The sequence below is a fragment of the Streptomyces sp. NPDC051907 genome (assembly GCF_040681075.1).
Taxonomy (GTDB): Bacteria; Actinomycetota; Actinomycetes; order Streptomycetales; family Streptomycetaceae; genus Streptomyces.
This window is the reverse complement of the sequence record NZ_JBFAYB010000002.1, coordinates 1-25,172: the sequence shown is the minus strand read 5'-3', so window position 1 is coordinate 25,172 and position 25,172 is coordinate 1. Positions and strand designations below refer to the sequence as shown.

The following is a 25,172-nucleotide window of genomic DNA, read 5'->3' as shown; positions in this document are numbered from 1 at the left end:
TGAATTCCGACGCGAGTTGCCGACATTGCTCACCTGAACGGCGGTGATGCGCTGACCGCTTGAGCTCGCCGTCGTTTGCCGACGCTCGCAGCCGTGGACCCAACCACCGCTACGCTCACACAATGCAACAGTAATTACAGAGTGCTACTTGTCGCTTGGCGGCGGCTCGGGGGATACAGGGCCTCCTCAACCGCCACCGGCTGCGACGTTCCTGCGCCGCAGCCAGTGCCACCACCGGCTCTGTGGCCGTTGGGCGGACATGGCCAGCGCTGTCTCCAGCGCGTTGCGGGTGCTCAAGGTATGCGTGTGCTCGTCGCCCAGGATGCGGACGCGGTCATCGAGGGTTCGGCGCAGCAGGTCTATCGCCTCGGCCTGCTCACCTGCACTGGTCAAAGCGAGAGCGAGGTTGTGGCGACTGGCGAGGGTATCCGGGTGCTCGGGGCTCAGGATGCGGGTGCGGTCCTCCAGGGTCTGCCGGTGCATGCGCAATGCTTGTGCGTGCTCGCCCATCCCGTCCAGGGCGAGACCGAGGCTGTCGCGGCTGGCCAGCGTGTGCGGATGCTCGTCGCCCAGAATGCGGGCGTGGTCGTTGAGCGCCTGCCGCAGCAGCTGTATCGCTTCCGTCTGCTCACCCGCCCTGGTCAGGGCGCTGGCGAGGTTGTGGCGGCTGAGCAGGGTGAGGTGGTGCTCGGGGCCCAGGACACGGATGCGGTCCTCCAGGGTGCTCCGGTGGATGCGCACTGCTTGTGCGTGCTCGCCCATCCCGTCCAGCGCGAGACCGAGGCTGTCCCGGCTGGCCAGGGTATGCGGATGCTCGGGGCCCAGGACACGGGTACGGTCGTTGAGGGTCTGCCGCAGCAGACCCACCGCCTCGGCATGCTCACCCGTCCCGTCCAAAGCGCATGCGAGGTCATTGCGGCTGGTCAAGGTATCGGGGTGCTCGGGGCCCAGGATGCGGGCGCGGTCCTCCAGGGTCTGCCGGAGCAGGCGTATTGCCTCGGCCGGCTCTCCCATTCCGAACAAGGCATTGCCCAGGTTGTTGCGGCTGGTCAAGGTATCGGGGTGCTCGGGGCCCAACATGCGGGTCTCGACGTCGAGGACCCGTTCATGCAGCAGGCGCGCCGCACCGAAAGCGCCAGCCTTCTGCAGCACCTGCGCCAGGGCGTTGAGAGTGGTGCGGTGGTGCGTGGCGGTGCGCGGATCCGCGTAGTCGAGCAGCAGCGGCAGGTGGGGGGCGAGGAGCACGGCTGCAGGCCAACCAGCGCGCCCGCGCTGGTTGGCCTCGTGCACAGCCGTGGTCAGCCGCTCGGCAAGAGCCCGGTGCCACACGACGAGATCGGAGGTCTCGGCCGTGAGGGCGACAGCGTTGATCTCTCGGATCAGGGGATGCAGCACCACCTGCGCCCCCTCACTGCTGCCCGACGCCGGGCCGGTGCTGCCGGGAGAGTGGGGCAGGCCGAGGAGACCGTAGCGGTGCAGGCCTGCGAACGCGGCCTCCAGGGCCACCGCGGTGACGTCGTGTCCGGTGACGACGGATAGCAGGTCCGGGGTGATCAGGGACAGTGGGACGGGGGCCTGAGCCAGCAGGGCCAGCAGTCGCAGCACAGGGCGGGCCAAAGCGTTGCCCTCCCCGGCGAGCTGGTCCAAGGACACCTCCCAGGTGTGCCGCACCACGGCGCGGGCGACCTGCGGATGGGAGGCATTCGGGTGCGCCGCTCCCAACAAGAACCGCAGTTCCTGTTCCAGGGCCTGGCGGTAGGCGGCAAAGGTGCGGTAGCGGCTGGTGGGTCCGGCCAGATAGGTGCCGGCCGCGTGCAACGCCAGTGGCAGCCCGCCCAGTCGCACCGCCAGCTCCCGCGCCTGCTCGGCGGTGCCGGCTGCGGGAGCAGCGTCCAGCAGGACCTGCCCCGCAGGCCGCACCGGCAGCGGCTCCAGTGGCAGCAGCTGTGCGCACGGACCCCAGGTCTGCTCGCTGCCATCCCGGCTGGTCACCACCAGCAGGCCCCGGCCGTGAGGACGGATCCAGCCGCGATAGTCGGCCACCGGCTCCCCTGCCGGGCCGATCTCGTGCGGCTCGTCGGCGTTGTCCACCACCAGCAGCCACCGCCGCACCCGGCCCAACTGTCGCCAGACCACATCCGGCAGGCTCGCCTGCCCCGCTCGCGCGGCCTCCAGCTCTGCCTCTGGCAGGCCGCAGGCCAGCGCCGCCTGCACCATCTGCTGCGCCAGCTCGGCACCGTCGCGCCAGCGCACCCAGAACACTCGCCAGCCCGCAGCCTCGGCCTGGGTGGCCAGTTGCGCGGCCACCGTTGTCTTGCCCATCCCGCCGACCGCCCACAGCACCGCGAACCGGCCTTGTGGCCGCCGAAGCATGCCTGCCAGCACGGCGAGTTCTCCCTCACGCCCCCGCACGCGCTGAACATGCGGGGGGCGTAACGAAGCCTGCTGGCCTCGGGCCAGTCGGCTCACCGGCGCCAGCCGCGCCGGGGGCCTTGGTGCGGCATCCAGATGCCGGCCCCACAGCAACAGCCCGATGCTGACCGCCACCAGCGCGGCGAACACCGGCCAGATCACCCACGCCTGCGCCGCCCAGCCAGGCACCGCCGTACTGGCGTAGTTGGTCACCGGCCCCAGCACAGCCGCCACCAATGCGGACCCTCCCGCTACCGCCGACCCGGCCCACGCACCCCGTCTACGCCCCATGGTCTGCCACCCCCGTCCACCGTCACCAGGATGCTCCCGCCTGGATCACGTCCATGGAAGGGTGCGGGTGCTCACGACGCGGGCGGCGGTGTTGCTCCGGTTCAGCGGCCGGATGCCGAGCCAGCTGCTTGAACGCCGTCATCCGCCGCACGGTGCGGCCCGGGCGCCAGGGCAGGCAGCAGGTCGAGCCGTTGTCCATGTCGAGGCGGAAGGTGCCGTACGGGTTGATGTTCGACCAGAACAGCGCAGTCACCGCGAACAACCCCTCCGGTAACCCGAGTTGCCGCATGCCGGTCAGCTTGGTGATCTCCGTCAGCAGCGAGTCCAGCCCCACCGCGCCCGGGTCCCGCTTCAGCGCGGCCAGCAGCGCGGTGCCGTCCTCATCGCCCTCCGCGACCAGGTCGAGCAGGCGCCGGGCGCACACCTCTCCCAGGCGCGCAACGGTCTGCGCACAGAAGACCCGGTCCGCACGGGCCCGCGCGGCGTCCACGATCCGCTCGATGCGCCCCGGGGGCTCGATGCGGTCGCTGCGGCGCTGCACGAGCAGGGCCTCGCGCAGCCGGTCCTCCACCACTCCACCGGGCAGACCTCATCAGCGAGCCAGCCGGTCAGCCGCTCCTCATCCGCCCGGTAGTCGACCGCGGCGGCCTGCGGGAACTCCTCGACGAACTGGGGGAACCGGCCCTTCAGCTCGAAGAACTTCAGCATCAGCACGAACCCGATCCGGGTCGGACCAGACTTGTTCGCGACCAGCTCCCAGTCAGGGCCTACCGGTGTCCAGCTCGCCAGCACGTCCTCGGGTGACCACTCCCGGCGCATGAAACGTCCCCGCCCCTCCGTCGACAACTCGTTCGGCCTAGCGAAGGGGCCGGGCACGAAGCAACGGGGACGGCCAGAGGACCGATGGCTACTTTGAACCGTGGGTGAGAGATAGGACACTGGGGCTCTTTCACGGCACCGTCACCGTCGCAGCCATTCGGCTCTGGCTCCGGTCCCTATCGGAGTGAAGGAGCTGGCACAACCGTCACGAGAAAATCGCGTGCACCTGATTGACCGCTTCGGGTCCGTAGCCAACCGCGCCCACGGGGACTGCGCCGTTGATCGCCTCGATCACACGCCCGGCCCATACCGGCCCGAATCCCCCGCACAGTTCAATCAGCTGCACGCCCTCGCCCACCAGGCGGCGCGCGGCCTCGATGCCCTTCTCGGGCTTCTCCACCCCGACGAACACACTGCGGCACGTACCCGTGTCCACGACGCTGACATCGCCACCTGCCGCGCTGCCGTCCGCCGTGTAGATGAACCCCCAGTGTGTGAGCGCCATACGTATCGACCTCCTGTGATCGTCAGAGCCACCAGCCAAGCAGAGCCAGGGCGGGAACGGCCTGGAACGGAGACAAGCCGTGAGTGATCTACGCCGCACTCCGGATGCCCACACCGTCCGAGTACAGCAATACGGCCCGCTAGCACATGATCCGCCGGACAGCTCCTAACGACCTCTGGGGAAATTGAGTCGGGACGTGTTGGCCTGGCGGTTCGGCTGGTGTGTGATCAGCAGGCCCGGTCACGGACGAGGACGAGCTCGGTGCTCGTCCGGCGCCGGGTGGGCCGGTGCGCGGAGCGGTCGGAGACGAGGGCGGCGATGGCCAGGTGGGTATCCGCGTAGGTCTCGCGGCGTCCGGTGAAGCGCCGCAAGGGTGCCCATTGCCGCAGCTCGGCGTTAGTGTGCTCGACGCAGATCCGGGCCGAGCATTGGCGCCGCCGCGCCTCGTTCCAGGTCCACTTGTCGCCGTCACACGCGTCACCTTCGGACTCGGCGTAGGCGAAGACGTCCTCCAGCGTTCGCAGGCGCAGCCCGGGCCGGTCGGGCACCGCGAAGCTGCGGGCCGCCAGCAAGGGCCGGATCGCCGTCGAAACGGTCGAGCGGTCGACGCCGTACGGCTCGGCCAGGACCTCGTGCGGCAGCTGATGACGTAGATGCACCAAGTCCGGCAGCAGCCGATCGTAGAAGACCAGCTTCGGCTTGCGCCCCGCGGCCGGCTGCCCGCTTGCGCACACCGCCACGGGCCTCGCGCAGCGCGGACTGCCGTGCCGCCTCCCATGGGGCGGCGAGATCGGCGAACAACTCGCCGAGGTGTGCGCGGGAGACACCGGACAGGGCAGGATAGGTACAGGCCGCACGGGCCCAGGTCAGCTTCACAACTCACCCAAACCGCGCGGCCCTTCTCACGTCACGGCCGACCGGCCCGCCGGCGCTTCCCCCGGGTCGCAAGCCAGGGGGTAGTCGTAGCGGACGAACCCCTTGAAACTCGCCACCTTGTCGTACAGTGCGCGGGCGGCGGTGTTGTCCTCCCGAGTGGTCCAGTACAAGCGGGATGCCCCCCGCAACCGCGCTGCATCGGCCACCTTCTCGATCAGCATCCGCGCTGCGCCTCGGCCGCGCGCCGCCTCGTCGACAAAGAGGTCCTGGAGGTAGCAGCTGTCTTCCATCCAGAACGTCGGGTGGAACAGGTAGTGCGCGATGCCGACCAGCGTCCCGTTCGACCAGGCGCCGATGCCGTGGAACTCGGTGGCGCGCAGTAGCCGCTGCCAAGTCTCCTCGTAGCCCTTGTCCCGCACGGCGGTGCGGTAGAACGCTTTGTAGCCGCGCGCCAAGGCTTCCCAGGCGGCGCGATCCTCCTCGCGCAACGAACCAGTGTTGATCACGGCTGCCCCTCCTCACCTGCGAGCCTCAGCTGGTCTGCCGATCTGCCGGACTCTGGCTGAGGGGCGCCCGGGCGGGCCATTGCGTTGCCCGTGCGCCTGCGCGGCGCCACCAGCAGGCTGAGCACGTCGCACGGACGCGCCGCGACCGGGTGAGCACCGGCACGGACACCGGCGCGTGCACCCCACCTGGCGTGCACGCCCAGCGATCCCGCGGCCTTGGCACAACCGAGGTCCACTTCGGCATCACCCACATATGCGGTTGCCTCGGCCGGAACTCCGAGCTGCCGCACCGCCAGTAGCAGCCCGTCCGGCGCCGGCTTGGGACGCTCGACCTCGTCGCCCGCGACGACCACGCCAAACCGCGCGTCGATGCCGGCGGCAGCGAGCATGCTCAGAGCCACTCGCCGGGTGGCCGCCGTGAACACGCCCAACCGCCAGCCAGCATCGGCGAGTTCGTAGAGCAAAGCCGCAATGCCAGGGAATGGCCGCAGCTCGGTGACGGCCGGATCCAGGTGTGCGTGGAAGCACTCGACCTCGGCGGGGCCGCAGGCGCGGCCGAGAAAGTGAGCCAGAACCAGATTTGTGTGGCCGACATGCCAGCTGGCGACCACCTCTTCAGGCGAGACCGGCGGACCGCCGAGCGAGCGAATCGCGTCGGCGTAGGCCCGGGACACCGTGGGGACGCTGTCCAGAAGCGTCCCATCCATATCGAAGACAACTGCACGCATGGCTCACGATCTTGGCCACTCTGCCCCGTTCGACGCCAGGGCCACTGCCCAAACAGTGGCTACATTCAGCGAGTGCTGTATCGCGGCAGGCCAGCACGTCCGGACCCCATTTCCCCCCGGGGTCGTAAGTGACCAGCTTCGGGGCCGTCTGTCCGCTGCAGGGCAGCGCAGTTGAGGCACTGTCGGGGGCGGCCCGGCAGACTCGGCGTGTGACGATCATTGACGTTGAGGGCGACGGCGTCTGCAGCACTGTTTTGTCGCAGCGGCACTCGAGGATCCGTCGACGGCAACGGTCCTTCCCGATCCGGGCGGAGGCCGCAAGCAGGTGCGTGCGGCCCTGCTGGCCTGGCTGGAATCCGTGACCGAAGCGGTCGGCCATGGGGCTGAGGCGACGATGGCACGGCTGGGGCTCTGTCTGGACAGACACCCGGCATCCGTCCAGGTTCGGGCACTGCGTCCTGCGCTTTTCTCGGCCGTGTCGGCCTTCCTTCACGATGCCGACGCTGCTGTTCAGGAAGCGGTCGTCGCTGCGGCTGTCTCCCTTCTGGACGCTCCAGAGCTGGTCCAGCACCGGCAGTTCTCACTCCGTTGGTGCGCGAAGTGCTGGCAGTCAGTGCCGACGAGTCCCACCGTTCGCCGCCGCCCGCGGCTTGAACGCCTGGGGACAGGAGGCAGCGCCCTCGCCGGCCCCGCAGGCCGCGGGCCCGTGGGCCCGCGGCTGCAGCACCGAACCGCTCTTCTGAACCTCCGGCCTCCCGGAGAAGGCCGTGGGAAGGCATCAGCCCGCCCCATCTGCGCCGGCGCGTTGGTCCAGCAGGTAAGTCGCGCAGGGGAAGTGCCCCTGTACCGAGATCCTGCGCAGTGCCTGATCGTTGACCACGAAGTCCTATTCCTCGATCTGCTGCGGCTCGGCTGACCTGGACACGGATTCCGTCAGTCGGGACCGCCTTGCACGACGCCGGCGCAGCCGACGGGATGCGCGCCGGCATCGGACGTCGGGCGCCAAGCACACCTGGCTGCCTCAGAGCTGGCCCTGCATCCTGCTCGAGAGACCGGCGGAGCTCGCCAGTCAGGGGGTCTGCACGAACCATTCGCGCGCCGCGCGCAGCAGTACTCGACACTGTTCTGAGAGCACTGCTCACCCCTTCCATGAGCGGCTGACCACCGGTCCGCCCGCATGGGAGCCACTCGCCCATGACGCGTGCCACGCACCCGCGCTGCGGCCGGTACGACCAGCACCATAGGCTCGTCACCGTCGCCGAGCGCCGATGGGGGAGGGGATGATGACATGCCGAGCGTCAGGGGCCACTGGAGCGAGGAGGCAGCTTGCCGGGGCGTCGATCCGGAGGGGTTGTTCGCCGAGAGCGCGCAGCAGACCCGGGCCAAGGAGGTCTGCACAGGGTGCCCCGTGCGCATTGAGTGCCTCGCCGAAGCCCTCGACAATCGCCTTGAGTTCGGCGTGTGGGGCGGCATGACCGAACGCGAGCGGAGAGCGCTGCTGCGCCGCCGACCCAGTGTGGTGTCCTGGCGAGAGGTGCTGGAGAGCGCCCGCCGCGAGCAGGAACAGCCCCGCGCCGGCCGATCGGCCGCCAGAGAAGGACTGCACGTCAATAGGCGGCCCTCTCCGGTCAGCCGGAGCCTATGATCACTGTGGCTGGCTCGCGCCTCATGTCAACAACGGGACCGAGGCCGGCAGGCCAGTCTGCGCGCGAGCTGCACGCCACGGGAGGGGAATGCACATGACCACCATTGCGGTTCAGCAGCAGCGACGGCACCAGGAGGCGAAGGCTGCCATGGCCGCAGCCGATCCGCGGCCGCAGTACAGAGGACTGTTCCTGGAGCCGCACTACGACGTCGACGCGTTCCCGCAGTCGGATGCGGAGATCGGTGGGCCGCACTCTGGTGATCGGGAAAGCCTGCGCGACTGAATGTGCATGGGTGTTGTCGGGGCCCGGGTCGGGCGGGCGCGGACGACCGAATACGTGTGGATCCAGGTGTAGCTCTCGGGCCAGGATGTACGAGTGATGGAGAGCGAAGCGGATCTGTTGACCTTGCTGCGGGGGCTCGACGACCCCACATGGCTGGAGCGGCCGCGAGACTACAACCGCAGTGAGACCGCTGTTCTGTTCGACCGCCTGGTGGCACGGCTCGAGGGCGACTTCACAGCCCGGTGCGTTGCTGAGCCGGACACCCAGGACTCCAGCGAGTACGGACGCGTCGTCGTGCCCGCGGAGGCAACCGTCTGCGGGACTCGGATCGTGGTCTGCGTGAGCAAGTTCGGGTCGCTCGCCCTGGTCTGTGCAGACAACCCCGGAGCCTTTCTCGGCACCGGAGAGGCCCGAGCCGAAGGCGAGCTGGACGCCGCTGATCTCGCCAAGGTCAATCGGGCGTTGGCCGACCTCGGGTACACGGTTGTTGCCGAGGAGCTGCTGGAGCGCGACTACGACGGGCCGAGCCGGCTGCCCCGGCACATCCAGCGCCCCAGTTGGTGGCACCGCTTCTTCGGCTACTTCTGACGATCACGACCCGAGGGCCAAGCCGGTTTTGCAGGGCCGCCGTCGATCACGTGAGGCCGGTACTGGATCTGCTTGAGCCGGCGCCTGGCGTCCGCGGGTGATCTCGCCGAGGTCGGCGGCGGCGAAGTCGCCGATGTCGGTCGGCCAACGACCAGATGCCTTCGGCCGAGTTGAGTTGATGCCGATCTCGGATTCTGGCTCTGACCGGAGTTCCGTGAACGATCTTGGGCCTGGTGTAATGCCAGGGTGATGTAGAGCGCCGAGAAGTGGGGAGGCTCGGTGCATGGGCGGGGGCGGGTGAACAGATGGCGGTAGCAGAGTCTCAAGATGCTGTGAAGAGGCCGGCGCGGGTCGACTGGGAGCTGATGCCCCTGGAAGGCGTCGGGCCGCTGTGTTTCGGCATGCCTATCGCTGAGGTCGCCGCAGTGCTGCCCGGCATGGCCGAACTGCGTCGGTTCCAGGCTGACCCATCGTTTCGGGAAATCCTGGGTGTGGAGTTCGGTACTGGGCCGGCGGAGCCCGCCGTGTATGCCTACTTCGCCGACGGCCTGCTCTTCTGCGTCGCGGTCGACGCAGTGCATGGCCCCCAGATGACGCTCTGGGGACGAGCGTTGACCGCTTGCGTTCCGGCCGATCTAGAGCGGTTCCTCCTGCATGCTCACGATTGTGGGGTGCTCGATGTGAGGTACGGTCCGCGAGGAAACCCCGGAGCCAACGGGCTCGGTCTCGTCGTGCGGGTACAAGAGGCCGCCGGAAACGTGGTGACCCGGCCGGTTATGGTGGGCCGGGCCTGGGCCGACCGCTGCACCGACGACTGGGAAGGCGCGATCCCGGAATGCGAGTGGGTAGGCCGTCAGTGGATGTACCCCGGTCATTCAGAGCACTGGCCCCCGCCTGGCTACGCGCCGAACTGGCATGACTGGCAGCCCCCCTTCTAGCCCAAGCAGCTCTACTGACGCTGCTCGACTCGAATCCCGTGAGATCACGGGCGGGTAAGGATGCGGCTGTGACCGCGCTTTCGTGACGGCTACGGTTGGATGAGGTATGGCGTCTGCTGTTGGGTAGCCCGATGGAACGCATTGAGGCTGAGCTGCTCACGGATCCGGGCAACGACGCGGTTGTCCGCTTGCCCCCACGTCGCTTCCCGGGGGTGCTGATCCAGGGTGACTCGCTGTCGATCATCCGCGGCGACGTCGCCGAGATCGTGGAGGCCTGCGCCCAGGGCGACGTCCATGACGCTCACGAGGCCGCCACCGTCCTCCTGGCCGACTTCGACGAATTGCTGGGCCGCTACGAGAGCGCGTTGGAGGCTCACGGCATCCAGCGCCCGTACTGACCACGAGCTCGGCGGCAGGCATGCCGGATCGTCTCGTCGCGGCACAACTTCTGTAGGGGGTTGCGTGAGCTGTCGGACGTCCTTATTCCGGGGATCGAGCTGAGGATCGCGCGGTTGCATGCCGCGGGCCGCACCCTGTTCGTGGACGCGGTCGGTACTGGTCCTCCTGGCCGTTGCCCAGACGGGAACCACTGCCCACGCACAGACCCCGGGGCTGGGCACGAGAACCGCTCGACTGGCCCCAGCTCCCGGGCGGATCAGCCGGGTTGGGCGAACCTTGATCGCCGCGGTCACCGGCTCCCTCAGTCCCTTGCCCGCCTGAGCGCACGGTCCCCAACACGTCCCTTCAGGCTGGCGGGGCTTGCCCTTGAGCCTTCTACCTTCCCCCGGCCGCCGCCCGAAGCCACTGCGCGGCACTGCCCCTCCACGGGCGGCCGGCGGTCCGCTCATCCGCTACTAGATGTTGCGGGACAGGACGTTGGTGACGCAGGCCGATGCCTGTAAAACCAGAATGCTTCGACGTGCATCGGTCGGGTAGCGTGCGAGCCATGTCGAGTCCTGAGTCAGACAAGGTGGGGGCTTTCGGTCACGCCGTCAGCCCCCTGCACCACTGAGCTCGTAGCCCTGTCGTCGCGCCGCCTTCTGCGGTGGGACGAATGTGCGCTCGGGGCTGGCCGCGGTGACGAGATGACCTTCTCGTGCCTCTCCTCACCTCGGAGCCACTCGATGCCTCTCCCGCTGTACCTGCTTGCCCTGGCGGTCTTCGCCATGGGCACCTCGGAGTTCATGCTCGCCGGCCTCTTGCCGGACATCGCCTCGGATTTTGACGTCACCGTCGGGACAGCAGGCGTGCTCACCTCGGCTTTCGCGATCGGCATGATCGTCGGCGCTCCCCTGGTGGCCGCGCTTGCCCGCAACTGGCCCAGGCGCCCGGTCCTTCTCGGGTTCGTCCTCGTGTTCGCGGCAGCTCACGTCTTGGGCGCCGTCACAACGAGCTTCCCCATCCTGTTCGCTACCCGGGTCGTCGCCGCGATCACGAACGCGGGGTTCCTCGCCGTCGCTCTGACGGCTGCGGCCGGGCTCGTCTCACCCGACAGGAAGGGACGGGCGCTGGCCGTGCTGCTGTCGGGCACGACGGTGGCCACGATCGCCGGTGTCCCTGGTGGGTCGGTGCTCGGCACGGCACTCGGCTGGCGGGCCACCTTCTGGGCCGTCGCTGTTCTCTGCCTGCCTGCCTCTCTCGGCATCCTGAAAGGCATCCCAGCAGGACGCGGTGAGGATGAGGCGACTGGCAGGCCGGCGTTGCGAGCGGAGCTCGCCCAGCTTGCCCGGCCGCGGTTGATCCTGGTGATGCTGCTCGGAGCGCTGGTGAACGCGGCGACCTTCGGCAGCCTCACCTTTCTTGCCCCCGTGGTGACCGACAGCGCCGGGCTGGGCGAGTTGTGGGTCTCTGTCGCTCTGGTGCTCTTCGGCGCCGGTTCCCTCGTGGGCGTCACCGTCGCCGGACGGCTGTCCGACCGAAGTCCCGGTCCGGTCGTCGCGGTCGGCGGTCCGTTGCTGCTCATCGGCTGGCCGGCTCTGGCGATGCTGGCCAACGAGCCGATTGCCCTGTTCACCCTCGTGTTCGTGCAGGGCGCGCTGTCGTTCGCGCTGGGCAGCACGCTGATTACACGGGTCCTCTACGAGGCCGCGGGAGCCCCCACGATGGCCGGTTCGTATGCGACGGCGGCGCTCAACGTGGGTGCCGCCGTCGGCCCCGCTGTGGCTGCGGCCACCCTCGGCACTGAAGCCGGTGTCCTCGGGCCGCTCTGGGCGAGCGGACTTCTCGTCGCGGTCGCGATGCTCATCGCGTTCCCCCTCCTCACCGTCGTCACGGCCGGCCGGAGTACCGAGGTGCTGCGGTGACACATGCGAACGCTCCTTTGAACATCGAGGGACGCCGGTGGCTTGTGGAGCGCTGCCGTACCCGTCCGATCTCGCCCGTCGCCGCCGAGGCTGGTGTCTCGGACAAGGCCCGGGCCCGGTAGTCGAGATCAGCAGCGTCCATGGCAGTGCACCCTAGGCACCGCCACCGACAACGGAGGAAGAGCATGGCTTTGACCTGCGGTGCCCCAGATTGGTTGAGACGAGGGTCGTCGTTTCGTCTCTACGATCTCGGGGCACGGCAGCACGAGCGTGGTATGGGGTGCAGCCGTAGTGGACGTCGGAACCCGGCTCACCCGCCCGGTCAACCGCTGCCCGAGACGCAGGCCGTGCCGGATGCGGCCCCATTGTGTGCTGTGCGGGAGGCGTCCGGTGCGGCTCCCCGCTCGTGGATTCAGGACGCTCGTGGATTCAGGACGAAAGCATGTCCATCATGACAGGTCAGCGCCGTTTTGCGTAGGACGGAACGCACAGTTCGCGAGGCTTGTCCGGTCCGTTCCCCGCCACTCAGAATCTCCTTCGTGCGTCATCCGCAGATAGGGGGAATGGTGACGATCGATCACGACGCGGTGCTTCGGGCCCGCGTGCTGCTGCTGGGGTCCGGACGGCCGAGTCAGGCCGAACTGGTCGGCGCGTACCGGGTTCTGGCCGAGGTGAGTCCAAAGGCGTACATGCCGAAGTTGGTCGACGCCCTGCTCGGGCTGCGCTACGAGAGCCGGGATCCGAAGGTGGACCTCGCGCTCGCCGCGGAGGCTTCCCGGGCCGCTCGCAGGATAGAGGTCGGGGCGCCGAACCGGGCGGAGCGGTTGCACCGGGCCCTGGACGCCTATCAGGCTTCCTTGTTCGCCCTCGGGCACAGGGTGGAAGGACGCGCAATCTGTGAGGAGCTGGCCGAGGCCGGCCGAAGCGAGCCCTTGGCGAGCGTTCTGGCCGAGGAGGGGCACTTCAGGGAGGCCGCAAAGCTCGACGAAGAGGCCGCCCGGAACGGAATCCGGGAGCACTCCTTCTGGAACATGGTCCAGTGGGCGGCGAACCTGGAGGGCGCCGGGCTGCACGACGCCGCATCAGCCGTCTTCCGCGAGCTCCTTGAGGAGACCCGGCGCAAGGTGGCGGAACAGCGCACCGCTCTGGCGATTCTCACCTGGGAGTTGGTTCACTTCTCCCGGATGCGGGAGGCCGTCGGGGATGAGGCGAGTGCTGCGGCCGCCCGGCGAGAGGCTCTGTGTGTCCTGGAGGAGCTCGCGACCACGGGCGAGCCGAAGAACTGGAGTTGCATCCTCGGGTGGTGGAGGACGCTCTTCGTCCTGTCGGGGCGGGCAGCCGAACCCGCCGCGAGCCCCGAGTCGCCGATGCCGCCGTTCGGCACGGAGCTCCGATGGTCGCGCGACGTGCGGGAAGGTTTTCTCGGCATGCTGCCGGGCCTCGAAGCGGAGGCGGCGAGACTGCGCGAGGCCGATCGGCTGCCCGAGCTGGTCGACGTCCAACGCAGGATCGGCATCCGCGCGGCCGTCCGCGAAGGCGACCACCCCTACCTGTTCAAGGACCGGTTCACGCCGTACTTCGACGAGGGTGTGACGCTCGCCCGCCGCCTGCCCGACAACCACGCACGCCTCGCCCGCGCCCTCACCGACCGGTCGATGTTCCTCGTCGCGGCACGATCCTTCGAACCCGCGCATGCCGACTTCGCCGAAGCGGTCGCCCTTCTCCACGATCGCTGATCGCGCCGCCCGGCCGCCGCGTCGCCTAGGCACGAGGACGCGGTCCATGCCGTCACTGTGCCACCGGTACCGGGCCCCGGGCTAAAGCAGCCGATCCCAGCCCTGTTGAAGGCTGGGATCGGCTGCTTGGCCTCCGAGTCTGTGCGCCCCGAGAAGACTGAGACGCCTGCCCAGTTGCCCTGAGATGATCGAGACTGCCCCGACTCATGTGAGGCAGGACACCTGCTGAGACTCGGCAAGTCCCGAAGCAGGACCTGCCTCCCCTCCGCGGCAACGCTTCAGAACCCGGCCATGGACTTGTCGAGCACTCCGCCCAGCGCACCGTAGACGCTGCAGCGAACCGAGTGCCTTGCCCTGCGGCGGAGCCCGAACCCCACGATGAACGACAGCGCGAAGAGCCCACCGAGGCCCATCGCTGCGAGCGGGTTGTAGACGACGTACGCGAAAGAGGCGACGCCCGTCCAGACAAGGATCGGCAGGAACGAACCACGCAGCACAGCCCAGAACCCGACCCGTTCTGGTCCCGACGGCAGCGCACGTTCATGCCACACCTCGATGTGGTTCCGGGTCACACAATGCTCAGGTCGCATGAAGCCATCACAGCATCGACAGCTCGGAGCAGTGCGGTGATCCGTAAGAAACTGCCTAGCCGTGATGGCCGGCCGCCGAGGTCCGTGATGCGGGGCTGGCGAATGCGGCCCTAGAACCGCGGATCGTCGGTATGCCCCTCGTCGTCTTCCTTGCTGCTGCACTCGCCGGTGCAAGCCCCGCTGTCTCCCTTGCTGCTCCGGGCGCCCCACCGCCGCACTTCTTCCTCCCGCTGTGCGGCGACGCTGGGGATGGCTGCGATCGCCTCGGCAGGCCGGTTCTGCCTGATCAGGAGTCCGGCGAGGTCCGTAGCGTGGCGTCCCCCGCACGAGGCGAGCAGATCGATCGCCTCGTCCAGCCGGCCGTCCTGTGCCAGCAGCCAGGCGATCGTGGCATCCCGCTCATCCGGTTCCAGCTCGGGTGCCGCCTCGATCTCCGCGATTGCGTCGCGGCTGCGCCCCGACTCGCCCATCAGCCACCACCGGTTGGACGGAACCCAGTGCCCACACTCTTCAAGGAACTCCGGGCTGCGTTCCTCCAGGAGCTGCAGCGCCCGATCGTGGCGTCCGTGCTCGGCGAGCAGCATCACCGCGGCCTGCAGCAGGCCGTTCCAGTGATCGTCGAATGTGGGCCGCACCGCCTCGACGGCGTCGTCGATCCGTCCCTGCCGGGCCAGCAGTTCCATGAGGAGGCACTGATAGTTGCCCGGCCAGTCGACGGCGAGGATGTATTCGCGCAGGAGCGTCTCGGCCTCGTATGCCCGCCCTGCCTGTTCGAGCGCCTTCACCAAGGGCGGGAAGGCTGCGTATGCGTGATCGCCGACGGCCATCTGGCGCAGTTCCTCGAGTCGTCCGTGCCGGGCGACGAGGGCTGCGTAGGACGCGACCGTGATCTCGGGACCCTCTCGGTGCCCGGCCACGTCCGCGCCGAGGAGCAGGATCGCCTGCTCTGGCCGGCCGGACCTTTCCAGGACCTCGGCCTGCAGGTCCAGAGCCCGCCACAGCGCGAGTGTCCGGTCTTCGGCCGGCCTCTGCCGGGCCTCCTCAGCGAGCGGGGTGAGCAGTTGAAGGACCGATTCGTCCCGCCCCTGTCCCTCGGTCATCTCCACCAGGAACGAGAGCACTCTGTCATCCATGAGGTGAGGCGTGAGCACCGTGATCGTCTCATCCGCCCGCCCGGCTCTCATCAGGACTTCGGCGTACCTCCTGCACGCTTCGCCCGTCTCTCTCGCGCCGTCCGGGCGCGCCAGTGTCAGTGCCTCCTCGGTACGGCCCCACTGGAGCAGGACATCGGCGCCCGCCGACACGGCTGGCAGCCATCCGGTCTCTGCGAACGGCTTCATCACCGCCCAGGCCCGCTCGAACTCTCCTCCCACGCACAGTTCACGCGCTGCCGCCCGCGCGCAGAACCAGTCGTCCCGCTCGCCTGCAGCCTGCACGACCAGGTCCAGGTGGCCGTGTTCGAGAAGCAAGTCCACTGTCCGCGGAGAGACTCCGCCGCAGCTGTCTTCCTGCCATACAAGATCGTCGACGTTCACGCGGGCCAGCCTAGACACGACCACTGACGTCTCGGTGCACAGCAGAGGTGCAGTGAGCCTCCGTCGACTTGAAGCCGCAGACAAAGGGCTGGTGTTGACCTCTCTCGGGGTGCTCGCACTGGTCGTGGGCGGTTGCCTGAGGAGTTGATCGTCCGCCGTCGGGGCTCCCTGAAAGCCCTATGGTTGTCTGCTTCGCTCGACAGACCAGCTCGTGTTCCCCACCGTGCGAGCGATGTCGTCGACGAACGCGTTGTCAGAGGCTGTGCCTAGGGTGGCCGACAAGATCACCGGCAGGATGTGCCGAAGCTGCTCGAAGCGATCGTTGGGGTTGACATGCCTTGGTGGAACAGGAGGCCCGGGGCGCGGGCCAAGTGGGTGCTTGAGCCGATGGTCGGGGTGGGGCCGTTGCGGTTCGGGATGAGCTGCGATCAGGTGGCGACGGCTTTGGACGGGGCAGTCGCCTACGTCTCGCAGGGCCTCGGCAGCGGGCTGGGATGGGGCAGTTACGGCGACTGGGGTGTGACCGCGGTCTACGGGGAGGACGCCGACCTGGTCGCGGTGGCGATCGATGCGATGGACGGACCGCTGGTGCGGCTGGGGGACGTCGAGCTGATCGCCCGTGTGCCGTCCGAGGCGTGCACGGACATCCGCGGCCTCGCACGCAGGGAGGGGGTTTCGGTGCGGGTGAACTGGAGCGGCGATCCTGAAGTCGCGGCATGGGGGGTTTCCATGGGAGCCTCGCTGGAGCTGGGGTTGTCGCCCGAGGGCTACGTGCAGCGGCAGGACACGATGATCACCGATGCCCTGCTCGTCTGCCCCGAGCTGGCCGGGGATCTCTATGGGGCCGAGGAAGTCGTCCAGCGACGAGATCGCCCGCCTCCGGGTGGGCTGCATCCGCTGGCAGCACGACGGTCTGCCCATCCCCGGCGACTCCGGAGAGGTCCTCGCTCGCGACGCCGTCTGCCTGCTGGACGTGCCGACCCACAAGACCGGCACAGCGTTCACCATGCCCGTCGACCCACTCCTGGGCCAAGCAATCGAGGCGTGGCAGGCCGTCAGACCCGCTCAGCCGCGGATGCTCGACCGCAAGACCAACGAGTACGCCGACTTCCTGTTCGCCCACCGCGCCAACCGGGTCGCAAAGCACTACATCAACACGGCGATCATCCCGATGCTCTGCCGCAAGGCCGGCGTCCCCAACGCCGTTGTCCGCGGCAGCATCACTAGCCACCGGGCCCGGTCCACGGTCGCCAGCCAGCTCTACAACGCCACGGAGCCCATGACCCTCTTCGAGCTGCAGGAATGGTTGGGCCACCAGACTCCCGAGGCGACCACGCACTATGCGAAGCTCACCCCCGAACACCCTGGCCAGGGCCTACAACGACGCCGGCTACTTCGCCAGAAACGTACGCACCATCGAAGTCCTCGTCGACCGCGACGCGGTCACCTCCGGGGCCGCCGCGGCAGGTGAGCCCTGGCAGTACTACGACCTGGGACACGGACTATGCACATACACCTTCTTCGAGCAGTGCCAGAACCGGATGGCCTGCGCACGCTGCGACTTCTACACCCCAAAAGAATCCAGCAAGGGGCAACTGCTGGAGGCGAAAGACAACTTGCCGAGGATGCTGGCCAATATCCCACGCACCGACGATGAACGCGCCGCCGTCGACGACGGGCAGACCGCCCTTGACCAACTCCTCGAACGACTCACCGACGTCCCGACTCCGGCTGGGCCGACACCACGGCAGATCGGCATCCCAGCCACCGCGACCCTGCTGCCTGTGGTCGAGGTGAGACGCGGACCCGCCCAGTGATCACGCGGTCCCGGGGCCAGAAGCTGGCCCCGGGACGGGATAACCGATCTGCGTCAGATCCTCGGCCAGGTCAGCAAGGTCGACGCCCAGGTTCAACGCAGAGACCACGTCCTGAGTAAGAGGCTGCAGGGCATAGACGTGACGGACGGCCTCGATGTCCACCGCGACCTCGTAGTACTCCTCTGCAAACTGCTGATACGCCTCGGGACGGCCATCCACCAAGACGTCGAACAGCCACTCCGCGCTGTCGCCGTCCTCTACACCCGCAGGCAGGGCCTCGATGGTCCCGGCCCTCCACTCGGAGTCAGCCTGTTCACGCCAGAAGCATACGGTTGCCCGTGGTGTTCCGTCGGGCCCGCTGAACGCGGGTTCCGAGACGTGGTGGAGAAACGCCGCCGGCACTCCATCGAACAGCCCTGGCCACGGAACCGGAGGCGTGACCCGATGCGGGCTCATCGGCGACTCGTGATCGAACCCGCGGCAAAACGCACCCGCTGGAGAGAAGACGATCGAGTAGTCATTGCCGCAGCCATCGCGCATAGAGGCCATCTCCTCGGCCGGCGACCACTGAGAGTCGAACGAGTAGAACCGCGACTCCCACTCCGGGCTCATGATGGAGTCGAGGACAGCCATGGCACGGGAGCGATCCCGAATGATCGAGATCTCCGGCAGCTGACGAGTGAGCTCATAGACAGACACGGATCCATCCAAGCCGATCCCACTGACAACACTCCCACCAGCACCCACTTAACACAGTTGATTCCACAGAACGCCCTGGCAGACCGTCTACTACCCCTTCGCCGCCTGGCACCGACGCGGCGTCATCGCCTTCCTGCGCGATCAGCTCCGCCGACAGATCCCGCATTGGCCAGGGACGATGCGCCTGGCCAGTGACGTGGATCGTTGACAGCCAGTCCGTCAAGGGAGCCGAGACCGTCTCCAAAGCCACCCGCGGCTTCGACGCCGGGAGGAAAATCAACGGACGCAAGAGACACATCGCTATCGACACCCTCGGCCTCCCGGTGATGATCACCGTCACACCCGCCGACACCACCGACCGCGACGCCGCCCGCGAACTCCTCTGGCGTCTGCGCGTCCTGCAACCGCAGATCACCCAGGTCTGGGCCGACTCCGCCCACGCCGGCCAGCTCACCAACTGGTCCGACGAATTCCTGCATATGACCCTCAGAACGGTCTCCCGACCCCGCGGAGCGAAAGGCTTCGTCGTCCTGCCACGGCGCTGGAAAGTCGAACGAACCCTCGGCTGGATCATGAATTTCCGCCGCAACGTCCGCGACTACGAACGCCTCCCACAACACTCCGAAGCACGCCTGACCTGGGCACTCATCACACTCATGACCCGGCGTCTCACCCGCAAGGGACCTCGCGCCGACTGGGCGAGGAAGTCCAGCGGCTGAATCACTGGTCGAAGCGATACATCACCTGGGGCGCGTTCCACGCGACGAAGTGGTCGACCAAGGACGCTCCGAGAGCTTCAAGAAGACGTCGTGAACCCTCGTTGGCAGCTTGCGTCACAGCGACCACCCCCGGCATTTCCGCAGGGATCTCTGCCAGAGCCCAGCTGACTGCAGCAGCCACCGCCTCACGGGCGTAGCCGAAACCCCAGTGGTCCGGCGCGAGCTGATACGAGATCTCGGTCCGACCATCTCGACCTCCTGGCTCCACGAAAACTGATCCCAGGAGCTCGTCATCTTGCTGCCGCACCACGGCGAACAGCCCTTTGGCTCCGACACATCGTGCCTGGCGGACGCTCACCACGTCTTCCGGAACTGGCCCACCGAGGTATCGACGCACCTCTGGGTCAGTCCACAAACGGGCCATTGCCGATCCATCTGCCAGTTCAACAGGGCGCAAGAGCAGACGCTTTGTGGTCATTGAGGCCGGCCAGTAATCGACAGCAGATGCAGCAGACATGGGCCCGATCATGGCATGCCACCCGCAGCACCAACAGGACACCAGTTCGCGGGGATCTCAAACACTTACTGAGCTTGTTTTCTATCTACCAGGAGCGACCGGGTTTGCCGATGGCTTTGAGGGTTTAGGGTCGTTTGACGGTCTTGCCGACGTCGTAGCGGGTGGCGGGCCACCGGTTCTTCGAGCCGGGAGGGCGTCCGGGTCCGGTTCCGGTCGGTTGAGGAACATGTGCCGGGCAGAGCAGGTGGGCGCGGATGTTCCTGAACCCTCGGCGGACCCGGGCCGGGGTGAGGCGTTACGCGGCCTGCTCGCCCGCCGTGGAGTCACCTTCCAGCGCACCAAGACCTGGAAGGAATCCACCGACCCCGACCGCGAGGCGGAGCTGGACCGGATCGAGCACGTCCTGGACCGTTTCCCCGACCGGGTCTTCGCGTTCGACGAGTTCGGCCCACTCGGGATCCGGTCCACCGCAGGCTCGGGCTGGGCCGACCGGAATCGCTCCGACCGGGTGCCGGCCGCCTACCACTGCCCCCATGGAGTCCGGTACTTCCACGGCTGCTACTCGGTCGGCGACGACATGTTGTGGGGCGTCAACCGCCGCAAGAAAGGCGCCGCGAACACGCTGGCCGCGCTCAAGTCGATCCGCGCCGCCCGGCCCGACGGTGCCCCCGTCTACGCGATCCTGGACAACCTGTCCGCCCATAAAGGCACCGACATCCGCCGCTGGGCTACAAAACACGAGGTCGAGCTGTGCTTCACCCCGACCTACGCCTCTTGGGCCAACCCCATCGAGGCCCACTTCGGACCGCTGGGCAGTTCGCCAACTCCAACCACCCCAACCGCACCGTGCAGACACGAGCCCTGCACGCCTGTCTACGCTGGCGCAACGCCAACGCCCGCCACCGCGACGTCCTGGCCGCCGAGCGCAAGGACCGCGCCCGCATCCGAAGCGAGAAGGGCATCCGTTGGGGCGGCCGCCCCCTCAACACCGCAGCCTGACCAACCGCGAACTTACACAGCCACAGCGCATCATCGGTCCGGTCGTGGCCAAGCGCGGACGACCGAAGCGTTGTGAAGACGTTCTCGGCTGGGCAGACTCGCAGCCCCGAACGGGGCCGGTTCAGGAGAAGGACCGGATCACCTAAGTGGGTAGACCGGATGGTGTAGCGAAAGCCGTCTGCTCGTGTGGCTCGTTCATCTGTCGACTGTCAACCGTCTTGTGCGGCTATTGCTTCCGTTGTGCCCGATCTGGGTCTTGCCTGGTCAACCACAGTGCGAGCGTGGCGATCATTGTGCAGCCGGTCATGCCGAGGAAGAGCGGCACGACGGTGTGGCCGCCCTTGATGCCCATTAGCGGAGCGACGGCCGCGCCGAGGATGCTTTGCAGTGTGCCGAGCACTGCGGAACCGGTACCGGCCGCGTGCGGCACGCGTTCGAGGGCGAGTGCTGTTGCGGTGGCGAAGACCTGCCCGAGGCCGAGGAAGCCGATGCCGACCAAGCCCAGGGCCCACACCCGGTTGAGATTTCCGGTGGCGGTGACGAGCAGGGCGACGGCGCTCGACATCAGTAGCGCGGCCAGTCCGGTGTTCAGCAGGAGCCGAGAGCCGTAGCGGCTCACGAGGCGGGTAGCGGCGGCGCTGGAGGCGGTGGCGGTGAGGGCGCCGACGGAGAAGGCCGTGGATGCCTCGCCGACGCTGAGGCCCAGAACGTTCTGCAGCAGGAAGGGGGAGGCGGCGATGTAGCAGAACAGGGTGGCACTGGCGAAGCAGAAGGCAAGTGTGTAGCCGAGGTAGAAGCGGTCGGTCAGGACCGAGGCGGCGGCCTTGAGCGTGGCCTGGATGCCGCCGGGGTGTCGGTGTTCGGGGGGCAGACTCTCCGGGACGAGGAGCAGCGCGGCCAGGAGCATGAGCGCGGTCGCGCCGGCCAGTACCCAGAAGACCGTGCGCCAGCCGCCGGAGCCGTTCACTATTGCCCCGCCGGCCAGCGGCGCCACGATGGGGGCGATGCCGCCCAGGGCCATCAGCATGCCGAAGATCCTCGCGGCGGCCGTGCCGGACGCGACGTCTGAGACCACGGCCCGGCCGACGACTACAGCTGCAGCCCCGCTGAATCCCATGAGGAATCGCAGGCCGGTCAGGAGCTCGAGCGAGGGGGCGACTGCGCACAGAGCCGTGACCAATGTGCAGATGCCGGTTCCTACGAGGATCGGCTTGCGGCGTCCGTACCGGTCGGAGAGGGGGCCGAGTACGAGCTGGCCGGCGGCGAGCCCGAAGAGGAAGGCTGTGAGGGTGAGTTGGACGCCGGCGGCGTCCGTGGACAGATCCCGGGCCATGGCCGGAAAGCCCGGGAGGTACATGTCCGTGGACAGTGGGATCACGAAGGACAGCAGCGCGAGGGTTGCGGTAAGGGGGCCCGGTGGGGACGGGGGCGTCGGCTTCGGCGCCGACTGGCCGGCTTGGGTGGGGGCTTGGGAGGTCATGGTCGCTCCGGGTGAGGAAGGGACGGCAGGCGCAACGACTATAGATATATAGCTATAGGAAAAGCTAGGATGGGAGAGTGACCAAGGGCGATGCCGAACTCCACGACCATGCGCTGCTGCGCGACGCCAGGCAGCTGACCCCCGCGATCTATGCCCTCGCTCGAGTCCTGCGGCTGCAAGGGGTCGACGAGGCGGGACTGCTTCCGCTACCGCCGTCGGAGCTGGAGGTCCTGCGCTATGTGTTGGATTCCCCGGGCACGGGAACGGGCGCGCTCGCGCGCGAACTCGGGCTGCAGGGGAGCAACGCCAGCACAGCCGTGCGAGGCCTGGTCGCCCAGGGCTTGATCCGCCGCGAGACCGATCCTCAGGACCGTCGAGCCGTTCAGCTGTACCCGACGCTGGATGCCCAGCACGGAATGGCGCGGATTGAGAATGCCTGGGCTGCCCTGTTCGCCGATGCCCTGGCTGCACTGCCCGCCGACGACCGTGCCGCACTCGCCGCCGCGACGCCGGCGCTGCGTGCACTCGGCTCCGCTTTGCGAGACCTCCGCAACACCGCTCGCGATTGACAGTGCTCTGGGCGCCCGGTGTCGGCACACGATGGCACCCTCAGCCGTCGGTGACGGCCCCGGCGACACCTGGCCGGTTCCCTGCCACGCCTACGATCGGCCGCCGGACGATGGGGCGACTCGGCAGTGGTGCGGATCGTCCAGGATCGGGGGTGGGCCGGCCGGGACCGGCTGGATGGACCTCCAAGCGCCGTGGGCCCGCGCTCACCCGGACGGATCAACCGTCGTCACAGGCCACCCCTGCGTGGGTATGCCGAAGATCCTGGCACGCCCGGCCGGACCAGAAACTTGCCCACTATGAAATCGCGCAGCCCCACTCGCCTTCATGCATGCCTGCTCCCCGCGCCCGCGGGGATGGTGATTCTTCGGTGGGTCGTTCATAGCAGGAACAACGCCGGGACTGTCGGCGAGTAGCGGGCTTGACGCCTTCAGCAGGCGTCGTCTGGCCTGTTCACCGTCTGGCGGGGTTGTGAGGCGGTGGATGGGTGGCGTCTTGGGAGGCTGGCGGGCTCTCGTCATGGTTTGGAGGTGTCATCGGCGGAGCGGGTGGTCCGAGGTCGGGAGTGGAGTCCCCGGGGGTTGTCCGACCCGGGTGTCATGCTGTGCCGTCATGGACATCGAACAGTTCGGGCGTCTGATCGACCGAGCTCGTGGCCGAGCCGGCGATGCGGCGGATGTCGACGGCGTCGCCGAGCAGGCCACCGCAATCCTGTCTGCGTATGAGCCCCGACAGATCATCGCCGCCCAGCAGATCCTGTGGGATCTGATGTCTGCCTCATATCGAGCTCCTCTCTGGGCTGCCGCCTACCTGGTCAACGGTGGATGCTCCGACGACGGCTTTGACTACTTCCGCGGCTGGCTGATAGCTCAGGGCCGCACGGTGTTCGAGCAGGTCATGGCAGACGCCGACCGCCTCGCCGACCTGCCTGCCGTCCACGCGGCAGCAGCCGGGGGCGACGCGCTGGAAGGCGAGCAGATCCTGAGCATCGCCTGGGACGCCTACGAGACGGCAACCGGCATGGAGCTGCCCAGCGATGCCTTCACCGTCGACTGCCCGGAACTCGATCCCTCCTGGGACTTCGACTTCGACGACCACGACAGGATTGCGCCCCGGCTGCCCCGCATCGCCGCCCTCTGCTCAGACTGAACAGCCGCCCCTTGGCAGTTGACTGCAAGAAATCCTCGACCAGCCCGCCAGACCGGCCCGTCTCGCCGGAAGTCCCCACCCACGCGGACGATGCGCGGGCGGCGTTGGAGGCTGGCAACAGGCTGCTGCGGCCGCACGACGCGATGCGGCGGGCGACTGCCGTGTGAGGCCTGGGGCCAGACCGGTCGGCTCTCATGGCACCCCCACCACCCCGTCTGCCCGGTGCTCGCTGCACTCCGGTCAACACCACCGCGGCGGGTCGTCTCCAGTGAGGCCGTCACCCGAAGTGCGTTTGCTGCGCGCTCGTGGCGGGGTACGAGAGCCTCGACCGCCGGTTGATTGACGACAAGTACTGTGCGCCGATGCGGAAGTGCCTCGGACAGCGAGGGGGTCTCTGCGGATGCGAGTAGCATGCTGGGCCAATCTGCTGGTCGGCGTCCCCGCCGTGATTCCACTGCACAGCGCGTGGTGGCTCGCCGACCACCACTGGTTCGCAGGCGCATCCTTCGACACGGAGCCCTCCACCATCGTCGAGGTGTGCGGAGCCGATCGCGACCAGACCGGTCTGGCCACGCTTGTCCTGGCCGTAGTCGGCGGCTTGGTCCTGCTGATGGTCCTCGTCGTCGACGTGCTGATCCCGCTGCACCGCGACAAGCCCCTCGCCCCATGGCTGAAGGCCACGGCTCTCATTCCTGTCCCGTACGTCCTGCTCCTGGCCGCCCGTGCGCTCTTGACCTGAATCGGAGTCAGGCATGACTTCTGATCTCTCGCGCCGCACCATCCTCAGCACAGTGCGGCGCTGCTGCCGGCACCACCGCGCGACGACCGCAGTCACACTCGTGGCATCCCCGCCCGAGCTGCGGGAGCGTCCGCGAACCCTGACCGGTGCCGCGTCCTTGCTGGCAGGCCGAGTGCGAACGGCTGGGAGATGGAGAAAGCCGTCGACGACGGTGTCTCTGTCTGGAGCCGGCCCGTCGCCGGAGTCGGTATGAGGGCAGCCGTACGCATCGGGGACGTGGTAGCCGTCCTCGTTCATGTGATCCGCCGCTTCCGGTACGAGATCGACGAGTTCCGCACGGGCGACGTCATCGGCTGGCGTTCCCTGGGCGAGGTCCGCAAGGGCCTGGCCGAGAGCGACCAGGCTTCGGGAACCCGCCGTACAGATCCGCCCCCGGCCACTGTCCGCCGGGGCGAAGGGCGGGTTCTTCCCGCACCAGGAGCACGTGATACGCGACATCCTCGCCGACCTCGAAGGCATCGTCCGGTGGGGCGGCGACGACGCCAAGCCAGACGAATCGCTCTTCTCCATAGACGTGGGCCCCGGCGGCCGTCGCCTGGCCCGGGTTGCCGGGAAGATCCGTGGCTGGAACCTGCTCCCGGCGAGGGCGCCGGGGTCATCGTCGACCCCTCGCTGCCGTCCCGGCGTCGCAGGGCCGCGACACTGGCGCGATTAAACGACTCCCACCCGAC

The 25,172-nt window shown here is 68.2% G+C and carries 23 protein-coding genes and 4 pseudogenes; 15 read left to right on the top strand and 12 right to left on the bottom strand.

Annotation, left to right across the window (positions count from 1 at the left end):
• Positions 1 to 186: 186 nt before the first annotated feature.
• The 6 genes and pseudogenes from fxsT to AB0M39_RS01310 form a co-directional block, all read right to left on the bottom strand.
• Positions 187 to 2,625 carry an FxSxx-COOH system tetratricopeptide repeat protein gene (gene fxsT, locus AB0M39_RS01335; RefSeq protein ID WP_365358862.1) on the bottom strand — a complete coding sequence of 813 codons (2,439 nt, stop codon included), beginning with the start codon at positions 2,623 to 2,625 and terminating at the stop codon, positions 187 to 189.
• A 100-nt stretch (positions 2,626 to 2,725) separates the two neighbouring features.
• On the bottom strand, positions 2,726 to 3,274 hold the full coding sequence (locus AB0M39_RS01330) for a hypothetical protein (RefSeq protein ID WP_365358860.1): 549 nt from the start codon (positions 3,272 to 3,274) through the stop codon (positions 2,726 to 2,728).
• 453 nt (positions 3,275 to 3,727) lie between these two features.
• Positions 3,728 to 4,027, bottom strand: coding sequence for a DUF6506 family protein (locus AB0M39_RS01325; protein ID WP_365358858.1), 300 nt, complete (start codon positions 4,025 to 4,027; stop codon positions 3,728 to 3,730).
• Positions 4,028 to 4,254: 227 nt separating this feature from the next.
• Positions 4,255 to 4,861, bottom strand: a pseudogene (locus tag AB0M39_RS01320) (transposase family protein).
• Positions 4,862 to 4,929: 68 nt separating this feature from the next.
• Positions 4,930 to 5,409: a GNAT family N-acetyltransferase gene (locus AB0M39_RS01315; protein ID WP_365358856.1), complete on the bottom strand. Its 480-nt coding sequence runs from the start codon at positions 5,407 to 5,409 to the stop codon at positions 4,930 to 4,932.
• Positions 5,406 to 6,137 carry an HAD family hydrolase gene (locus tag AB0M39_RS01310; protein ID WP_365358855.1) on the bottom strand — a complete coding sequence of 244 codons (732 nt, stop codon included), beginning with the start codon at positions 6,135 to 6,137 and terminating at the stop codon, positions 5,406 to 5,408. The genes AB0M39_RS01315 and AB0M39_RS01310 overlap by 4 nt, the downstream gene beginning before the upstream one ends.
• 1,288 nt (positions 6,138 to 7,425) lie before the next feature.
• Here AB0M39_RS01310 and AB0M39_RS01305 point away from each other — a divergent pair.
• The 7 genes from AB0M39_RS01305 to AB0M39_RS01275 all read left to right on the top strand — a co-directional run bounded on the left by AB0M39_RS01305 (position 7,426) and on the right by AB0M39_RS01275 (position 13,630).
• On the top strand, positions 7,426 to 7,782 hold the full coding sequence (locus tag AB0M39_RS01305) for a WhiB family transcriptional regulator (RefSeq protein ID WP_365358853.1): 357 nt from the start codon (positions 7,426 to 7,428) through the stop codon (positions 7,780 to 7,782).
• 94 nt (positions 7,783 to 7,876) lie between these two features.
• A complete protein-coding gene (locus AB0M39_RS01300; protein WP_365358851.1) occupies positions 7,877 to 8,065 on the top strand; it encodes a hypothetical protein in 189 nt (62 codons plus the stop codon).
• 96 nt (positions 8,066 to 8,161) lie between these two features.
• Positions 8,162 to 8,653, top strand: coding sequence for a hypothetical protein (locus tag AB0M39_RS01295; RefSeq protein ID WP_365358849.1), 492 nt, complete (start codon positions 8,162 to 8,164; stop codon positions 8,651 to 8,653).
• A 305-nt stretch (positions 8,654 to 8,958) separates the two neighbouring features.
• Positions 8,959 to 9,591 (top strand): hypothetical protein, encoded by a 633-nt coding sequence (locus tag AB0M39_RS01290; RefSeq protein ID WP_365358847.1) that lies wholly within the window; start codon positions 8,959 to 8,961, stop codon positions 9,589 to 9,591.
• 131 nt (positions 9,592 to 9,722) lie between these two features.
• Positions 9,723 to 9,989, top strand: coding sequence for a hypothetical protein (locus AB0M39_RS01285; RefSeq protein ID WP_365358845.1), 267 nt, complete (start codon positions 9,723 to 9,725; stop codon positions 9,987 to 9,989).
• Positions 9,990 to 10,715: 726 nt separating this feature from the next.
• A complete protein-coding gene (locus AB0M39_RS01280) occupies positions 10,716 to 11,894 on the top strand; it encodes a Cmx/CmrA family chloramphenicol efflux MFS transporter (protein ID WP_365358843.1) in 1,179 nt (392 codons plus the stop codon).
• Between the two features lie 563 nt (positions 11,895 to 12,457).
• Positions 12,458 to 13,630, top strand: a complete 1,173-nt coding sequence (locus tag AB0M39_RS01275; protein WP_365358841.1) for a hypothetical protein — start codon at positions 12,458 to 12,460, stop codon at positions 13,628 to 13,630.
• Positions 13,631 to 13,908: 278 nt separating this feature from the next.
• Here AB0M39_RS01275 and AB0M39_RS01270 read toward each other — a convergent pair whose 3' ends face one another.
• Together AB0M39_RS01270 and AB0M39_RS01265 are read right to left on the bottom strand one after the other, a co-directional pair.
• Positions 13,909 to 14,220 carry a hypothetical protein gene (locus AB0M39_RS01270; RefSeq protein ID WP_365358839.1) on the bottom strand — a complete coding sequence of 104 codons (312 nt, stop codon included), beginning with the start codon at positions 14,218 to 14,220 and terminating at the stop codon, positions 13,909 to 13,911.
• 110 nt (positions 14,221 to 14,330) lie between these two features.
• Entirely contained in the window at positions 14,331 to 15,755 is a 1,425-nt protein-coding gene (locus AB0M39_RS01265) for a hypothetical protein (protein WP_365358837.1), read from the bottom strand.
• Between the two features lie 838 nt (positions 15,756 to 16,593).
• Between AB0M39_RS01265 and AB0M39_RS01260 the strand changes: the two genes are divergently transcribed.
• Together AB0M39_RS01260 and AB0M39_RS01255 are read left to right on the top strand one after the other, a co-directional pair.
• Positions 16,594 to 17,226: a tyrosine-type recombinase/integrase gene (locus tag AB0M39_RS01260; protein ID WP_365358835.1), complete on the top strand. Its 633-nt coding sequence runs from the start codon at positions 16,594 to 16,596 to the stop codon at positions 17,224 to 17,226.
• Between the two features lie 70 nt (positions 17,227 to 17,296).
• Positions 17,297 to 17,572: a hypothetical protein gene (locus AB0M39_RS01255; RefSeq protein WP_365358833.1), complete on the top strand. Its 276-nt coding sequence runs from the start codon at positions 17,297 to 17,299 to the stop codon at positions 17,570 to 17,572.
• Here the strand turns inward: AB0M39_RS01255 and AB0M39_RS01250 are convergent, their stop codons facing one another.
• A complete protein-coding gene (locus AB0M39_RS01250) occupies positions 17,573 to 18,271 on the bottom strand; it encodes a hypothetical protein (RefSeq protein WP_365358831.1) in 699 nt (232 codons plus the stop codon).
• 191 nt (positions 18,272 to 18,462) lie between these two features.
• Between AB0M39_RS01250 and AB0M39_RS01245 the strand changes: the two genes are divergently transcribed.
• Entirely contained in the window at positions 18,463 to 18,990 is a 528-nt protein-coding gene (locus tag AB0M39_RS01245) for a transposase (RefSeq protein ID WP_365358829.1), read from the top strand.
• A gap of 1 nt (position 18,991) precedes the next feature.
• Here AB0M39_RS01245 and AB0M39_RS01240 read toward each other — a convergent pair whose 3' ends face one another.
• Positions 18,992 to 19,507: a GNAT family N-acetyltransferase gene (locus tag AB0M39_RS01240; protein ID WP_365358827.1), complete on the bottom strand. Its 516-nt coding sequence runs from the start codon at positions 19,505 to 19,507 to the stop codon at positions 18,992 to 18,994.
• A gap of 124 nt (positions 19,508 to 19,631) precedes the next feature.
• Positions 19,632 to 19,802: pseudogene (locus tag AB0M39_RS01235) on the bottom strand (transposase); the annotation flags it as partial.
• Between AB0M39_RS01235 and AB0M39_RS01230 the strand changes: the two are divergent.
• Positions 19,797 to 20,506: pseudogene (locus AB0M39_RS01230) on the top strand (transposase); the annotation flags it as partial. The pseudogenes AB0M39_RS01235 and AB0M39_RS01230 sit on opposite strands and share 6 nt — an antisense overlap.
• A gap of 226 nt (positions 20,507 to 20,732) precedes the next feature.
• Here AB0M39_RS01230 and AB0M39_RS01225 read toward each other — a convergent pair.
• Positions 20,733 to 21,986, bottom strand: a complete 1,254-nt coding sequence (locus AB0M39_RS01225; protein ID WP_365358825.1) for a multidrug effflux MFS transporter — start codon at positions 21,984 to 21,986, stop codon at positions 20,733 to 20,735.
• A 77-nt stretch (positions 21,987 to 22,063) separates the two neighbouring features.
• On the opposite strand from AB0M39_RS01225, the gene AB0M39_RS01220 reads away from it, so the two are divergent.
• The 4 genes and pseudogenes from AB0M39_RS01220 to AB0M39_RS01205 form a co-directional block, all read left to right on the top strand.
• Entirely contained in the window at positions 22,064 to 22,555 is a 492-nt protein-coding gene (locus AB0M39_RS01220) for a helix-turn-helix domain-containing protein (RefSeq protein WP_365358823.1), read from the top strand.
• A 610-nt stretch (positions 22,556 to 23,165) separates the two neighbouring features.
• Positions 23,166 to 23,702, top strand: a complete 537-nt coding sequence (locus AB0M39_RS01215) for a DUF4240 domain-containing protein (RefSeq protein ID WP_365358821.1) — start codon at positions 23,166 to 23,168, stop codon at positions 23,700 to 23,702.
• Positions 23,703 to 24,102: 400 nt separating this feature from the next.
• Positions 24,103 to 24,441 carry a hypothetical protein gene (locus tag AB0M39_RS01210; RefSeq protein ID WP_365358819.1) on the top strand — a complete coding sequence of 113 codons (339 nt, stop codon included), beginning with the start codon at positions 24,103 to 24,105 and terminating at the stop codon, positions 24,439 to 24,441.
• Positions 24,442 to 24,591: 150 nt separating this feature from the next.
• Positions 24,592 to 25,172 (top strand): annotated as a pseudogene (locus tag AB0M39_RS01205) (hypothetical protein); the annotation flags it as partial.